The organism is Geoalkalibacter ferrihydriticus DSM 17813 (assembly GCF_000820505.1).
Classification (GTDB): Bacteria; Desulfobacterota; Desulfuromonadia; order Desulfuromonadales; family Geoalkalibacteraceae; genus Geoalkalibacter; species Geoalkalibacter ferrihydriticus.
In genome coordinates this window covers 752,289-767,755 of sequence record NZ_JWJD01000001.1, presented here as the reverse complement: position 1 = coordinate 767,755, position 15,467 = coordinate 752,289, and the positions used below count along the sequence as shown (strand labels likewise).

The following is a 15,467-nucleotide window of genomic DNA, read 5'->3' as shown; positions in this document are numbered from 1 at the left end:
GCATCAGGCTCCTCAGGTTGGTGGCAACTGATCGAGATGGTCGCGGCAGACTTCAAGAAAAACCTCGCGGGTCAGCCCTCCCGACAGGGGCACCAGGGTTTCGTTGGGCAGCCGCTCCAGAAGCCGCAGACTGTTGCGGATTTCACGGCGAGCGGCGGCCGCCTGGCCGAGGCGCTCGTAAATTGCGCCCAGATGAAAATGCGGCATGATGAAATCCAGATCGATGAGCAACGCCTTACGATACTCTTCGCGCGCCTCGTGCCAGCATTCTTCAAGTTCCAGCAGCAAGCCCTTGAGGAAATAGGCTTGGGCGCTGAGATCATCAGCCTCGAGGGCCCGCTCGCAGCAGGTGCGCGCCTGGGCAAGGTCGCCGCGATTGGCAAAAACAAAACCGCTTCCGACCAGGGCACCGCAATGCCGCTCATCCGCTGCAAGAATTTGCGCGAAGCAGGCTTCGGCAACGGCGAATTCTTCGCGGTGAAAGGCTTCGAGACCGCGCTGATAGAGTTCGTTCACGTCGAAAGACGCGGGCTGCGGGGCGCTCTCCTGGGCCTGCGTGCACGGGGCCGGGGAGGAATTCGGTTGCAAAACAGCCGGGGTCTCTCCCGGCGCGGGGGTCTCAACCGCCAACTGGGCGGCGGCGGGCAACCGGTAATAAAAATTGCGCTGGTAAGTTTCACGCCTGAACTCCTGGGACAGGTGCACCAGGGTTTCGGCATGGCCGAGAAACAGGCTGCCGGCCGGCGCCAGGGAGCGGGCAAAACCCGCGACGACCTTGCGGCTGGTTGCCTGGCGAAAATAGATCAGCACGTTGCGACAAAAAATAATGTCGAAGTCGGCGATATCTTCGCGCGCATCCGGATAGCATCCGGTCTGCAGGTTGAGATAGCGAAAATCGACCATTTCGCGAATTCTCGGGTCGAGAACAAACTCATGGCCGCGCGGCTCAAACCAGGTGTTGACCAGGGCGGGATCGGTCACCCGCAGAGAGCGCGGCCCATAGACGCCTTGCCGCGCCTGATTGAGGGCGCGGTGATTGATGTCGGTGGCGAGAATTCGCAGATTCCAGTCGCGCAGCTGCGGAAAATGGGTGCGCAGCAGAATCGCCAGAGAATAAGGCTCCTCTCCCGTGGAGCAGCCCGCCGACCACAGCCGCAGGCTGCGCCGCTCGCGGTTGCGCTCAATGAGTTCCGGCAGCAGCTGATGGCGCAGAGCTTCAAAGTGAGCCAGATAGCGAAAGAAATAGGTCTCGCCGACCGTCAGCAGGCTGAGCAGTTTTTTGAGTTCCCGGCGCGACTCGCGGAAGGTTTCCAGATGCGCGAAGTACTCGCGATAGGTCCTGAGCCCCAGGGCGCGCATGCGGCGTGTCAATCCATGCTGCAGAATGCGCAGGTTGCGTTGGTCGAAATGCAGGCCGCTGTGCTGCACGAGAAAATTCTGAAACAAACCCAGATCCAAATCCTCAAGGGGCTGCAATGCCCCCAGCTCGAGGCGGTGCATGCTTCCGGCCCGCCTGATTCCTGCAAGCAGGCGCGGCAGATCGACGGGAGAGTTGAGAAAATCGAAGGCATCGGGCAGCTCATATTCAAGCTCGGGCCGATCGGCGACGACGATGACCGGCACCTGCCGACTGAGGCGGCCGCATTCAAAGCGCCGCAGCCGCTCAAGCCCCTGGGGGCTCGGTAGTTCGATGCCGAGGATCAACACGTCGCAATCCGTGGCCCGCACCGGCGGCAAAGGCGCATCGCCGGCGGCAATGCAGTGCACTTCAAATCCAGCGGCATTCAGGGCCGGCAAAAGATCGCCGCACAGGCCGCTGGGTGTTTCGGCGATCCACACCCGCACGGGCCTGTTGCGGTTCTCAGTCCCTCCCATACTCCCGCCCCCTGCTCCCTCAGCTGCCGCCAAGCTCGAGCTTGGCCCAGGAGTCGCGCAGGGTCGCGGTGCGGTTGAACACGGGGCGGCCGGGCGCGCTGTCGTGGGGATCGACGTAAAAATAGCCGATGCGCTCGAATTGCACCTGGGCGGCGCCGGGGATCTGCGCCAGGCCCGGTTCGATGAGAGCCTCCAGGGTGGTGAGACTCGCGGGATTGAGATCGGCGCGCCAGTCACGGCCCTCGCGCCCGGCGCCGGGAGTGGGAACCGCGAACAGGCGATCATAGAGCCGTACCTCGGCGCGTTCGGCATGACGCGCCGAGACCCAGTGAATAGTGCCTTTGACCTTGCGTCCGTCGGCGGGATTGGCGCCCCGGGTGCTCGGGTCGTGACTGCACCGCAGCTCGACGATTTCACCGCTGGCCGGATCCCTGACCACCTCGTCGCAACGAATGATGTACCCAAAGCGCAGGCGCACCTCGCGCCCTGGAGCAAGGCGGAAAAATTTTTTCGGCGGATCTTCCATGAAGTCATCGCGCTCAATGTAGAATTCGCGACAAAAGGGCACCTGACGGCTGCCGGCCTCGGGTTTTTGCGGATGGTTGGCGGCCTCGAAAAACTCCTCGCGGTCCTCGGGATAGTCCGTGAGGACCACCTTGAGGGGATTGAACACCGCCAGTGCGCGCGAGGCGTGGGCGTTGAGGTCTTCGCGCACGCAATCTTCAAGCACGCTCATGTCGATCCAGCTGTCGCTCTTGCCCACCCCGATGCGCTCGCAGAAGGTGCGGATCGCCGCCGCGGGGAATCCGCGCCGGCGCAGGCCGACCAGCGTCGGCATGCGCGGGTCGTCCCAGCCCGCGACATGTCCCTCGCGCACCAATTCGAGCAAACGGCGCTTGCTCATCAGGGTGTAGCTGAGATTGAGACGCGCGAATTCGATCTGGCGCGGGCGCGCGGGAACGCAGTCGGCGAGTTTTTCCAGAAACCAGTCATAAAGGGGACGGTGATCCTCGAATTCGAGGGTGCACAGGCTGTGGGTGATGCCTTCAATGGCATCGCTCAGGGGATGCGCATAGTCGTACATGGGATAGATACACCAGGCATCCCCCATGCGGTAGTGGTGATGACGCTGAATGCGGTAGATGACCGGATCGCGCAGGTTCATGTTGGGCGCGGCCATATCGATGCGTGCGCGCAGCGTGTAGGCGCCGTCGGGAAATTCGCCGGCACGCATACGCCGAAACAGCGCGAGACTTTCGGCCGCCGGCCGGTTGCGGTCGGGGCTATCCTGGCCGGGCTCGGTGAGGGTGCCGCGATGGGCCCGCATCTCCTCGGCATCCAGGCTGTCGACATAGGCGCATTCGCGGCGGATCAACTCTTCAGCCCACAGATAAAGCTGCTCGTAGTAATCGGAAGCGTAATACAGATGCGCGCCCCACTCAAAACCCAGCCAGCGTACCGCATCCTTGATCGCCTCGGCGTATTCGACGCTTTCCTTTTCCGGGTTGGTGTCGTCCATGCGCAGGTGACAGCGCCCCCGGTAATCGGCGGCCAAGCCAAAATTGAGGCAGATCGCCTTGGCATGTCCGATATGCAGATAGCCGTTGGGTTCGGGGGGAAAGCGGGTGATCACCTCGGAACGCAAACCGGCGGCAAGATCGGCGTCGATGAGGTTGCGGATGAAATTGGTTGGGGCCGGGGTCTTCTCAGGGGTGCTCATATCAGTGAAAACCTGCGCGTCCTTTCAGGGAAAATAGAGGGCTTAACGCCCGCTCAGATATCGAATTCTTCGTTCACGGTGATTTTTTCCAGCAGCACCACGGCCTGGGCGCTGATTCCTTCACCGCGCCCTTCAAAACCGAGTTCCTCGGTCGTCGTGGCCTTGACGTTGATGCGGCTCAAATCGGCGCCGCAGGCCTCGGCGATGGCTTCCACCATCTTGCGGATATGCGGGGCAAGGCGCGGCGCCTGGGCGACCACCGTCGCATCCAGATTGCCGAGGCGGTACCCCTTGGCGGCCGCCAGGCTCATCACCTCACGCAGGAGTTTGAGGCTTGAAATTCCGCGGTAAGCCGGATCGCTGTCGGGAAAATGGCGACCGATGTCGCCCTCGCCCAGGGCACCGAGCACCGCGTCACAGATGGCATGCAGCAGCACATCGGCGTCGGAATGACCGAGCAGCCCGAGTCCATAGGGGATCTCGACACCGCCGAGGACCAGGCGGCGCTCTTTGGTCAGGCGATGCACGTCATAACCCTGCCCGATACGAAACATGATCAATGAGCCTCCTGTTGGGAGAGAAATGCCTGGGCCACCAGCAGGTCTTCCGGCGTGGTGATCTTGATGTTGCGATAGCTGCCCTCGAGCATGGCCACGGGCGCGCCCAGCCGCTCCACCAGCGAAGCGTCGTCGGTGCCGCGAAACCCTTCGGCGAAAGCCTGTTCATGGGCGGTGCGCACCAGGGCGCAGGAGAACGCCTGGGGCGTCTGGGCCAGCCACAGGCGGCTGCGGTCCGGGGTCGCACGAATGCGCCCGTCGACGACCTCCTTCACCGTGTCCTTGACCTGCACCCCCACCACGCAGCCTCCGATCTCAGCCGCCGCGGCGATGACCGGCTGAATCAAACGCGCCGGAAAAAAGGGGCGCACACCGTCATGGATCAGCACCACGCCCTGCTCCGCCTCACCGAGATAGCGCAGACCGTTACGCACCGAATCCTGCCGCTCGGCGCCGCCGGCAATGATCGCCTCGACCTTGCGCAGCCCCAGGCGCACGACGACCTCCCGACGACAATAGTCGATTTCGTCGGCGGGGGAAATAACGATGATGCGATGCACGTGGGGGGATTGGTCGAACAGAGACAGGGTGTGCGCCAGGATCGGGCGTCCCGCCAATTGCAGATACTGCTTGTTGATGTCGGCGCCCATGCGTCGGCCCATGCCGGCGGCGGGAATCAGCACGGTGGCGGTCATGGCTCTCCAGGGACGAACGACATCCGAGGATCGGGCAGGACCGACCTCGGACCAGGGTATCTACAGGAGCTACCGGCGCGGGCAGAGGCAGCGCCGGGGGCTAATCAGTGGAAAATCTTTTCAATGCGCTGATAGACAGTCTGTTCTTCGGCGCCCTGAGCAAAGGCGATTTCTTTGATGAGAAGTTTCTGCGCCTGCTCGAGAACTTTTTTCTCACCGTAGGACAATTCCTTGTCGCAGCGAATCTGGTAGAGATCACGCAACACGGCCGCCACCTCGAACAGGTCGCCGGACTTGATCTTGTCGTGATATTCCCGCTGACGACGGCTCCAGGAGGCAACCGGGCCGCCGGGCGCGGCATTTTCCAAGACTCCATAAATGGAGTCCACCGTATCGCTGTCGACCAGGCAACGCAGCCCCACGGAGTGGCAATTGTTCACCGGAACCATGATGGTCATGTCGCTGTCGACGATACGCAGAATGTAGAATTCGAGCTTCTGGCCCTGAAATTCCTTCGCCTCGATGGACTCAATCACCCCAACACCCTGGGTCGGATAAACCGCCATATCACCGATCTTAAACATGGGCAACGCCTCCCTTTGCGAAGTAATGAAGATACCACAACTGCGCTCTGCGGTCAAGGCCGGGATGCGCTGGCGAAATGTCTAACTGTGCGACGTAGTTAAGGCTTTTTTGCCAGGGAGAAGGAGGAGGGGCAACCGGGTGAATTGGGGACTTGTTCGCCGACCGCCGAGCCGGATAGTATATTCATCCACCGGCACAACCTTTAAACCTGAATCGGGGAGAATTTCTTCATGACCATTGGCATTATCGGCTCCGGGGCCCTCGGCCTCTACTACGGCGCCCTGCTGCAACGCGCCGGTCACGAGGTGCGCTTTCTGCTGCGCCGCGATTTCGATGCCATCACCCGCAAGGGTCTCAGTGTCTCCTCGCCCAAGGGTGACTTTCACCTGGATCGGGTGAAGGGTTTTCGCGACCCGGCCGAGATGGGGACAGTCGATCTGGCCCTGGTCGGGCTGAAAACCTTTGCCAATCAGCACCTGGTCGCACTGCTCGCGCCTCTCATGGGCCCCATGACGCGGGTCCTGACTTTGCAGAACGGTCTCGGCAATGAAGAACTGCTGGCCGAGGCGTTCGGCGCCGAACGGGTGCTGGGCGGCGTGGCTTTTCTCTGCTCCAACCGCGGGCAGCCCGGGTTCGTGCATCATCTCGACCAGGGTCGCATCCGCCTGGGCGAATTCAGCGGTGGACTTTCCCCCTTTGCCGAAAGCCTTGCCGAATCCTTTCGTCAGGCCGCAATTCCCTGTGAAGCGGTGGCTGATCTGCGCAAGGCGCGCTGGGAAAAGCTGGTCTGGAACATCCCCTTCAACGGCCTGTGCGCCCTGACCGGACAGACTACCGAGGGCCTGCTTGCGCACGCGCCGCTGCGCGCGGAGGTGCGCGCGCTCATGGAGGAAGTCATCCGCGCGGCGAATGCGCAGAATCTCTCGACGCCCATTGCGCCGGACTTTGCCGGGCGCATGATCGACGTCACCGCAAGCATGGGTGCCTACCGCCCAAGCATGATGATCGACCGTCAGGAACAGCGCCCCCTGGAACTGGATGCCATCTATGCCCTGCCCCTGGCGCGGGCCGCGGAAAAAGGCGTGGAAATGGTGCGGGTGAGAATGCTGCATGCGCTGCTGGACGCCGGAGAAAAAACCCCCTGAGGGAGTGCGCCCAAAGCCGAGGCGGGAAAAATCATTGCCGATAAGGCCGCACCCGGATGACGCCGAGATCTTGAATTTCGCCTCGGCGCACTTCGCGGCAGGCCTGCTCGCCGCTGCCGAGGGTGCCGTAAAGTTCGCCCTGCACCGGCTGACCGCGGGTCCGGGTGCGCGCCACCAGGCAGTAGCTGCCGGCATCCGGCACATAGAGTGTGAAAACTCCGTCCTCGCCCGTGGCTAGAGCCGTATGATCGGGCATGCGCTGGAAGTCACGGTCACGATAAGCCATGACCACCGCGCCGCTGACCGGCAGGTCCTCGGCGTTACGGATCTGTCCGGAAAATCCGGTATCACCGCTGGTGAGGGTGCCCTGTTTCATGATCAGGGGCTGAGTGATGGCAAGCAGACGGAAATCGGCGCGCGTGGTGGTCTCGGAACGAACCTCCAGAGGGTTGCCGGGATGGGGGGCCCAGGCATCGCCGGGGCGAGGCGGGCCGGCGGGGGCACCCGCAGCCCGCTGCCGGGCGACCAGGAAATACTGCCCTTCGTGCAGATCCAGGAAATAGCGGCCGTCCTCATCGACGACGGCGCCGAAGTCGGCGGGGCCGCGCAATCCGCCGCGGTCACTCAGATAGGCATAGACAAAGGCACCGACGGCGGGATGCCCCAGGCTGTCGTGCACCTCGCCGGCAATTCCGGAGGGACCGGGCACATAGTCCGGCCGGGGTTCGGGCGCACCTGGTTCGGGCGCGGGCGGCTGCAGGGCACAGGCGCCGAGCAACACCAACAATGCCACCGCGATCAGCCGGGACACAGGGCGCCCCCTTCTTGCGCTCAGGGGATCCACAACGGTCGCTCCCCGCTGAGCTGCACAAAGCGTCCATCGCGCACCTGGATAAGAAACAAATCACGCTCCAGCTCGCCGTCGCGGTCAGCGGAGAGGTAGCCCGTCACACCCGGAAAATTTTGCAGGCCGCTGAGGTGGCGGCGCAGATCCTCGCGACCACGGACATCGGGACGACTCAGCAGGTAGAGCAGGATGCCGGCGCTGTCGAAGGCCTGGGCTTCAAGAATGGTGGGATCCTCGTCGAAGGCCTCGCGGTAAAGGGCGACGAACTCGCGGACCATGGGCTGCGGGCTGTCGATAAAAAAGCCGTCGACGAACACCGCGCCTTCGACGAAGCGTCCGCCCAGGCGCAGCAGATCCGGAGAATTCCAGCCGTTGATACCCAGCAGCGGCACCTTTTCCATTCCGTAATAGGCGAGCTGCGGGGCGATGACACCGACGCGATCGGCATAATCGGGAATAAACAGGGCATCAAAGGGCAAAGGCCTCTTTCTGGAGCGATTCGCGGCGGCAGCGGGATCATACCCCAGCAACCCGTGAATCTGGGTACGGAAGTCCGTGGTATCCTCGCCATAACTCTGCTGTTTAACCACCCGCCCGCCAAGCCGCTGGACTTCCTGGGAAAACAGGTTCAGCAGTTCTTCGCCGAGGCGGTTTTCAGGATAAAGCACGCCGAAGGTCTGCTTGCCGGCACGCGTCACGGCATAATGGGCCAGCGCCCGCGCCTGTTGCCGGCTGGTCAGGGAGTTGCGAAAAACCCAGGAACCCTCCTGGGGTAACCCCTCACGGGGGGACAGCGCGAGCAGCGGCGCCGCCTCGCGCTGCGCCCGCCGGGCAGCGCTCTGCGCCGCCGCGCCGGTCAGGGGCCCGGCGATCGCAATAACCCGATCGATGTTGACCAGGGTCGTGACATTGTCGGCACTGGTCTGCGCCTCGGCGCCACTATCACGGTAAATGAAGCGCGCCTGATGACTGCCTTGATTGTGCAGGGACAGCGCCAGATCCATGCCGCGACGCATACGCTCCCCAAAGGGCGCAAAGCGCCCCGACAGGGGCAAAATCGCGCCCAGAGTGGCCGTTTCGGTAGTCGCGCCGCCATGCAATTGCTCGAGCAGCGCGCGCGCCTCACTCCGGTAAGGAAAGGGCGTGGGATCGCCCATCACCTGCCCCACCAGCGCTCCGGCACGCTCGTGTTCACCACGGTTCAGGGCGCGCAAAGCTAATTGCAGCCGCGCGTCCTGGGCAATGGCACTGCCGTGGAACATGAACGCCGCTTCTTCAAGCACCGTTTCCGCAATGGGGCTGCGCAGCAAATCGTGGACCTGCGCCAGCCAGGGTCCCGGCATAGAGCTTGCGACCAGGGCCTGGCGATAGAACAGCAACGCGCGCAGGGGTTCGTCGAGAGCAGCGTAGGCCTGGCCGAGACGCCCGAAAGCCAGACTGCGATCGGACTCTGTAAGGGGCGCGTCCTGCAGGGGCAAAAGGATATCGGCCCCTGCCCGCTTCTCGCCCATGCGGACCAGGCACGAGCCGCGCACCAGTTGCGCTTCCGGGGACTGCTCGCCGGGCGGCAGACGATCCAGATAAAGCAGCGCCGCGGTGCAGTTGTCCTGATCGTGAAAGATTCGCGCCAGATAGAGGTGTGCCTGAGGCAGCAGCGGCGAGTTGGGATTGCGGATGACAAATCCGCGCAGCCGGGTCAGGCCCTCATCGAGGTGGCCGGTGTAATAAAGCTCGACGCCGGCCTGAAAGTCACCGGCCTGTTCCGTCGCGAGTGCGGGATTTGCGCCACAGGGCGCAATCAGGAAGATACAGGCCAATACCAGAGCGAGAAACGCGGCGGACAGTCTTTGCATGCGTGGGCTCCCGCCCTCAGCCGAAGAGTTCTTTGACCTTGTCAAAGAAACCCTTGCCGAGGGGATGAACTTCCTCACCGCTTTCGCGGGCGAATTCCTCAAGCAGCTCGCGCTGCCGGGGGGTAAGGCGCGTCGGCGTTTCCACCCGCACCACCACAAGCTCGTCACCGCGCCCGTAGCCCTGCAATGACGGAATACCCTTGCCGGGCAGGCGCAGAATCTTGCCCGACTGCGTCCCGGCGGGGATTTTGAGCTTGACCTTTCCTTCCAGGGTCGGCACCTCAAGCTCGTGGCCCAGCGCCGCCTGAACGAAGGAGATGGGCACCTCGCAGATGACATCGCGCCCTTCACGCTGGAAGATGGCGTGTTCCTTGACCGTGATGACCACATAGAGATCCCCGGGAGGACCTCCGTGGCTGCCGCTTTCGCCCTCGTTGCTGAGCTTCAGGCGACTTCCGGTTTCCACCCCCGCGGGGATGCGGATGGAAAGGGTGCGCTGCTCGCGCACCCGGCCGCTGCCGCGACACTCCGGGCAGGGGTCGCGCACCACTCGTCCCTCGCCGTTGCAATCGGGGCAGGGGCGGGTCAGGGAAAAGAAGCCCTGCTGATAGCGCACCTGACCGGCGCCGCGGCACGTCCCGCAGGTTTCCGGCTGGGTACCGGCGCGCGCGCCTGAGCCCTGACAGGTTCCACATTGCTGAGTGCGCGGCACCTGAATTTTGGTTTCCGTGCCGAAGGCGGCTTCTTCAAAGGAAATGCTGAGGTTGTAGCGCAGATCGTCACCACGGCGTCCGCGACCGCGGCGCCCGCCCCCGGCGCCAAAGATATCGCCGAAAATATCGCCGAAAATATCCTCGAAGGGGCTGCCGCCGAAACCGCCGTCACTGAAACCGCCGCCGCCCATTCCGGCATGGCCGAACTGGTCGTATTGAGCGCGTTTCTGCGAATCGGAAAGCACCGCGTAGGCCTCGGAGGCCTCTTTGAAATTCTCCTCTGCCTGCTTGTCCCCGGGGTTTTTGTCCGGATGATGTTGCAGGGCCAGCTTACGATAGGCTTTTTTTATCTCGGTTTCGCTGGCATTGCGGTTAACCCCGAGGACCTCGTAATAATCACGCTTGCTGCCATTTGCCAAAATATCGATCCTTCGCAACGCAAAGAGCAGAGGTCGCCCGCGGCGCCCCTGCCCAAGATCATCTGAAAGACACAAACGCCGGGGCAGCGCATTGCGTGCCCCGGCGTTTCACAATCACTTCTTCTTATCGTCGTCGACTTCCTCGAACTCAGCGTCGACCACATCCTCGTCCTTACCCGCCGCCCCGGTCTCCGTAGCACCTTCCCCAGCGGCGCCTTGCTCGGCACCGGCCTGGTTTTGTGCATACATGGCTTCGGCCAGTTTGTGGGAGGCTTGCGCAAGCTCCTGGGTCTTGCTCTGGATTTCCTCGACGTTGTCGCCCTCCATGGCCTTCTTGAGTGCCTCAAGAGCACTTTGAATGGCTTCGCGGGTGGCGGCCTCGACCTTGTCGCCATGCTCCTGGAGCGATTTTTCGGTGGTGTAGACCAGACCGTCCGCCTGGTTGCGCGCCTCGATCAGTTCACGCTTCTTCTTGTCTTCGCCGGCATGCGCCTCGGCATCCTTGACCATTTGCTCGATCTCTTCATCGGAGAGCCCGGAAGAGGCGGTGATGCGGATTGATTGCTCCTTGCCGGTGCCGAGATCCTTGGCACTGACATGCAGAATGCCGTTGGCGTCGAGATCGAAGGTGACTTCGATCTGCGGCACCCCGCGCGGCGCCGGAGGAATGCCGACCAGCTCGAAGCGGCCGATGGTCTTGTTATCGCCGGCCATTTCGCGCTCACCCTGGAGCACGTGCACCGACACCGCCGGTTGATTATCCCCCGCGGTTGAGAATATCTGGCTTTTGCGGCAGGGAATGGTGGTGTTTTTCTCGATGAGCTTGGTCATGACCCCGCCGAGGGTCTCGATGCCCAGGGACAGAGGCGTGACGTCGAGGAGCAACACGTCCTTGACTTCGCCCTTGAGCACGCCGCCCTGGATGGCGGCGCCGATGGCCACGACCTCGTCGGGATTGACCCCCTTGTTCGGAGTCTTGCCGAAGATGTCCTGAACCCGCTTCTGCACCGCCGGCATGCGCGTCATGCCGCCGACCAGAATGACCTCGTCGATGTCCGAGGGGGAGAGGCCGGCGTCCTTGAGGGCGGTCTTGCAGGGCGCGACGAGACTGTTGAGCAGATCGGCGCAGATGCTTTCGAGCTTGGCGCGGGTCAACTTGATGTTGAGATGCTTGGGCCCGTTCTGATCAGCGGTGATGAAAGGCAGGTTGATATCGGTCTCCATGGACCCCGAGAGTTCGCACTTGGCTTTTTCCGAGGCTTCCTTGAGGCGCTGCAGGGCCATCTTGTCGCTACGAAGGTCGATACCCTGCTCTTTTTTGAACTCATCAGCAACATAGTCGATGATGCGCTGGTCGAAGTCTTCGCCGCCAAGGAACGTATCGCCGTTGGTGGATTTGACCTCGAAGACCCCGTCGCCAAGCTCCAGGATCGAAATATCGAAGGTCCCGCCGCCGAGGTCGAACACCGCTATTTTTTCATCTTTTTTCTTGTCCAGGCCGTAGGCGAGCGCCGCTGCGGTGGGCTCGTTGATGATGCGCAGCAGGTTGAGTCCGGCGATCTTGGCGGCGTCCTTGGTTGCCTGGCGCTGGGAATCGTTGAAATAAGCGGGCACAGTGACGACCGCGTCACTGACCGGCTCGCCGAGATAATCTTCGGCGGTCTGCTTCATTTTCTGCAGCACCATGGCCGAGATTTCGGGCGGACTGTACTTTTTGCCGCGCGCTTCGACCCAGGCATCGCCGTTTTCAGCTTGCAGAATCTTGAAGGGGCTGATTTTGATGTCCTTGCGCACCGCATCGGAGTCGAACTTGCGCCCGATCAGACGCTTGATGGCGAACAGGGTGTTCTCGGGGTTGGTGACCGACTGACGCTTGGCCTGCTGACCGACCAGACGCTCACCGCTTTCGGTAAAGGCCACCATTGACGGCGTGGTGCGCGAACCTTCGGAGTTGGCGATTACGATCGGCTCACCGCCCTCCATGACGGCGACGCAGGAATTGGTCGTTCCCAAATCTATCCCTATGACTTTTCCCATGGTCTTGAATCCTCCTTTGAGTTGCTATGCTGAAAATTTCAGGTTCTTTTGTTTCACTCGCCGCTTTGTTCGGCATCCGGCGCCACGACGGGAGTCTTGGTCACCATGACCAGAGCCGGACGCAGCAGCCGCTCATGCAGGACATAGCCCTTCTGCAACTCCTGGGCAACGGTATTCGCCGGGTGTTCGGCGCTTTCCACCTGGCCCATGGCTTCGTGCCGGGCGGGATCGAAGGCCTTGCCGACGCTCTCGATGGGGGCGACGCCGAACTTTTCCAGCACCTTGCCGAACTGATTAAGGGTCATCTCCACACCCTCGAACAACCCCTGGTTGTCGCCGCCTTCCTGGCGGGCATGCCCCACGGCCCGCTCGAGATTGTCCATGACCGGCAGAATTTCGCGCAGAATTTTCTCGTTGGCGAATTTTGCCAGATCCTCGCGCTCACGCTGGGCGCGCTTGCGGAAATTATCAAGATCGGCGGCCATGCGCAGATAGAGATCGTGGTTACGCCGTGCTTCCTGGCGGCACTCGTCAAGGGCGCGCGCCAACTCGACCGCCTCGCCGGACTCTTCAGCGGACGGGGCTTCGGCCTGCAGTTCTTCGGGGGAAGGCTCACCCTGTTCGGGTGATGCGTCCCGCGTTTCTTCTTTCTTTTTGGACACCTTCTCGCTTCTCCTATTCCTTTGCGGATTCGAACAATTGACTCATCAACTGGGCGGTATAATCGACGATGGGGATGACTTGGGAATAAGCCATGCGCGTCGGGCCGATGACCCCCAGAGTTCCGATGGTGCCACCGTCGGCGCTGCTGTAGCTGGCCGTAATCAGGCTGCACCCTTCGATTTCACGATATTCGGTTTCGCTGCCGATAAAAATCCGTACGCCCTGGCTTTCGCGGCACTTGTCGAGAAACTCCACCAGCATGCTTTTCTGCTCGAAAGCCTTGAACAAGCGCTTCATGCGCGACAAGTCGCTGAATTCCGGCTGTTCAAACATGCGGCTGACCCCTTCGATGAACACCTCGCGGTTGTCCTCTTCGGTAAAGGCCGCGTTGAACAGGGTCATGGAACGTCTCAGCAGACGGTCATAGAGCGCCTTGTCCTGGGACATTTCCTGCACCAGACGCTTCTTCAGTTCGGGCAGTGACATCCCGGTATAGGTTCGGTTGAGATAGTTGTTCATCTCCTCGAGGTCGCTGCGGCTCAGATCCTCGTCGCTTTCAATGATCTTGTTCTGCACCAATCCGTTTTCGGCGACGAAAATGGCCAATATGCGCCCCTGGGACAGGCGCACAAACTCGATATGACGAAATACCGAAGCGGTAAACTGGGGCGCCATGACGATTCCGGTATAGTGCGACAGGTTGCTCAGCACCCGGCCGATTTCGCGCAGCAGTTCGTCGGCATGCAGGCCGCGCCGTCGGCAATAACGCCGAATGCGCTCTTTTTGCTGAGCGCTGAGCGCACGTACCTGCAACAGGGAATCGATATAGAATCGATAACCTTTTTCCGTCGGGATGCGTCCCGAGGAGGTGTGCGGAGCCACCAGGTAACCCATCTCCTCAAGATCGGACATGACGTTGCGCACCGTGGCCGGCGACACCCCGAGCCCGTGGCGCCGGGTAATGGTCCGCGATCCCACGGGTTCGGCCGAGGCGATATGATCCTCGATAATGGCTTCGAGGATTTTGCGACTGCGCTCGTTAAGGGTTTCGCTCATGTTTTTCCCGGTCCCCTGAAACCTCGAACCGGACCCTTGCCCGGCCCGGCCGAAACCGTTAGCACTCAAGGTTCGTGAGTGCTAACGGTGAACAACTTAACAACGGGGACCCCCTTTGTCAAGGGCCCGCGGAGGGGAAAGAACCCAAGAGTTTGCTCACAAAAAGGACGTAATAAGATGGTCGTAAAGAAGCCAGCCGGCCACACCGAGACACAGACGGCCGGAGGCAGGGCGCAGGTAAGGCCGGATCTGCTTGAGCGCCTGGGGAAAAGCCTCGTCCGGGCGGCACCCGAAGCGACGGGAAAAGTCGGTATGCGCAACCCCCGCGCGGGTACGCAAACCAAGGTAGAGCGTTTCAGCCATGGCGCTTTGGCGCACAAAGGATTCCACGAGATCGGCGGGCTCTGCGCCCCTGCGCAACCGCTCGCGATAGACGTCGAGGCTGTCGGGTACCGCCCAGCGCTCTCCCCATCCTCGTTCGTGAAAGGAGTGCGCCCCGGCACCGATCCCGAGGCAGGTGCGACGTTGCCAGTAAACCTGATTGTGGCGGCAGGCATGGCCGGGTCGCGCATAGTTGGAAATTTCATAATGCTCGAATCCGGCGTCCTGCAATCGGGCGTGCAACAGGTTGAAGGCGGCGACATAGGTGTCTTCGTCGGGCAGCGTCAACGCGCCACGACTCTGGAGCAAAGAAAAAGGCGTATTCTCTTCAACCGTAAGACCGTAGCAGGACAGGTGGTCGGGGGCCAGGGCCAGAAAGGCGTCGATCTCCCCTTCAAGACAGGCCGGAGTTTGCCCGGGCAAGGCGAAAATCAGATCGAGGGACAGGGATTTGAAACCGGCCGCGTGCGCGGACTCCACAGCCTGTCGCGCTTCGCCGGGGCCGTGCAGACGCCCTAGAGTAAGGAGCGCTGGGGCGCTCAGGGACTGTACACCAAGCGATAGGCGCGTAATCCCGGCGCGGCGATAATCACGCAGCTTATTTGCCGTAAGAGATCCGGGATTGGCTTCAAGGGAAATCTCCGCGTCGGCACTCACCCCGAAAGCCTTGTCGGCGGCCGCGAGGATCTCGCCGACGGCGGTGGGAGAAAGCAGAGACGGTGTACCGCCGCCGAAAAATATGGTGTTCAGGGGACCGTGCAGGAAACCGCTGCTCGCTGACCAGCGCAAATGGTCCGCGAGCAGCGCGGGATAAGCTTGCAGTTGTTCGTCGCCAGCCTCAACGGAGAAGAAATCGCAATAAAGGCATTTGCGGCGACAGAAAGGAACGTGGATGTAAAGTGAACTCACCCCGGATGATAA

General features: G+C 61.9%; 13 protein-coding genes. 1 reads left to right on the top strand and 12 read right to left on the bottom strand.

The window, feature by feature from the left end; translation table 11 throughout:
- Positions 1–12 precede the first annotated feature (12 nt).
- The 5 genes from GFER_RS03710 to GFER_RS03690 form a co-directional block, all read right to left on the bottom strand.
- The gene (locus tag GFER_RS03710; protein WP_052445922.1) at positions 13–1,875 is read right to left on the bottom strand and encodes a CheR family methyltransferase; all 1,863 of its coding nucleotides are present in this window, start codon (positions 1,873–1,875) and stop codon (positions 13–15) included.
- Positions 1,876–1,894: 19 nt separating this feature from the next.
- Positions 1,895–3,595 carry a glutamine--tRNA ligase/YqeY domain fusion protein gene (locus GFER_RS03705; protein WP_040096169.1) on the bottom strand — a complete coding sequence of 567 codons (1,701 nt, stop codon included), beginning with the start codon at positions 3,593–3,595 and terminating at the stop codon, positions 1,895–1,897.
- Between the two features lie 53 nt (positions 3,596–3,648).
- Positions 3,649–4,149 (bottom strand): 2-C-methyl-D-erythritol 2,4-cyclodiphosphate synthase, encoded by a 501-nt coding sequence (gene ispF, locus GFER_RS03700; RefSeq protein ID WP_040096167.1) that lies wholly within the window; start codon positions 4,147–4,149, stop codon positions 3,649–3,651.
- 2 nt (positions 4,150–4,151) lie between these two features.
- A complete protein-coding gene (ispD, locus tag GFER_RS03695) occupies positions 4,152–4,847 on the bottom strand; it encodes a 2-C-methyl-D-erythritol 4-phosphate cytidylyltransferase (RefSeq protein ID WP_040096164.1) in 696 nt (231 codons plus the stop codon).
- 104 nt (positions 4,848–4,951) lie between these two features.
- Positions 4,952–5,431, bottom strand: coding sequence for a CarD family transcriptional regulator (locus GFER_RS03690; RefSeq protein ID WP_040096162.1), 480 nt, complete (start codon positions 5,429–5,431; stop codon positions 4,952–4,954).
- A 231-nt stretch (positions 5,432–5,662) separates the two neighbouring features.
- Between GFER_RS03690 and GFER_RS03685 the strand changes: the two genes are divergently transcribed.
- Complete coding sequence (locus tag GFER_RS03685) at positions 5,663–6,577, top strand: putative 2-dehydropantoate 2-reductase (protein ID WP_040096160.1); 915 nt, start codon at positions 5,663–5,665, stop codon at positions 6,575–6,577.
- A gap of 31 nt (positions 6,578–6,608) precedes the next feature.
- Here the strand turns inward: GFER_RS03685 and GFER_RS03680 are convergent, their stop codons facing one another.
- From GFER_RS03680 to hemW, 7 genes are all read right to left on the bottom strand, one after another.
- Complete coding sequence (locus tag GFER_RS03680) at positions 6,609–7,388, bottom strand: carboxypeptidase-like regulatory domain-containing protein (protein ID WP_040096158.1); 780 nt, start codon at positions 7,386–7,388, stop codon at positions 6,609–6,611.
- Positions 7,389–7,408: 20 nt separating this feature from the next.
- The gene (locus GFER_RS03675) at positions 7,409–9,277 is read right to left on the bottom strand and encodes a penicillin-binding protein activator (protein ID WP_040096156.1); all 1,869 of its coding nucleotides are present in this window, start codon (positions 9,275–9,277) and stop codon (positions 7,409–7,411) included.
- A gap of 16 nt (positions 9,278–9,293) precedes the next feature.
- On the bottom strand, positions 9,294–10,409 hold the full coding sequence (gene dnaJ, locus GFER_RS03670) for a molecular chaperone DnaJ (RefSeq protein WP_040096153.1): 1,116 nt from the start codon (positions 10,407–10,409) through the stop codon (positions 9,294–9,296).
- Positions 10,410–10,523: 114 nt separating this feature from the next.
- Complete coding sequence (gene dnaK / locus GFER_RS03665) at positions 10,524–12,446, bottom strand: molecular chaperone DnaK (protein WP_040096151.1); 1,923 nt, start codon at positions 12,444–12,446, stop codon at positions 10,524–10,526.
- 53 nt (positions 12,447–12,499) lie between these two features.
- Entirely contained in the window at positions 12,500–13,108 is a 609-nt protein-coding gene (gene grpE, locus GFER_RS03660; RefSeq protein WP_052445921.1) for a nucleotide exchange factor GrpE, read from the bottom strand.
- 13 nt (positions 13,109–13,121) lie between these two features.
- Positions 13,122–14,165: a heat-inducible transcriptional repressor HrcA gene (gene hrcA / locus GFER_RS03655; protein WP_040096148.1), complete on the bottom strand. Its 1,044-nt coding sequence runs from the start codon at positions 14,163–14,165 to the stop codon at positions 13,122–13,124.
- A gap of 156 nt (positions 14,166–14,321) precedes the next feature.
- Positions 14,322–15,455 carry a radical SAM family heme chaperone HemW gene (gene hemW / locus GFER_RS03650; RefSeq protein ID WP_040096145.1) on the bottom strand — a complete coding sequence of 378 codons (1,134 nt, stop codon included), beginning with the start codon at positions 15,453–15,455 and terminating at the stop codon, positions 14,322–14,324.
- Positions 15,456–15,467 lie beyond the last annotated feature (12 nt).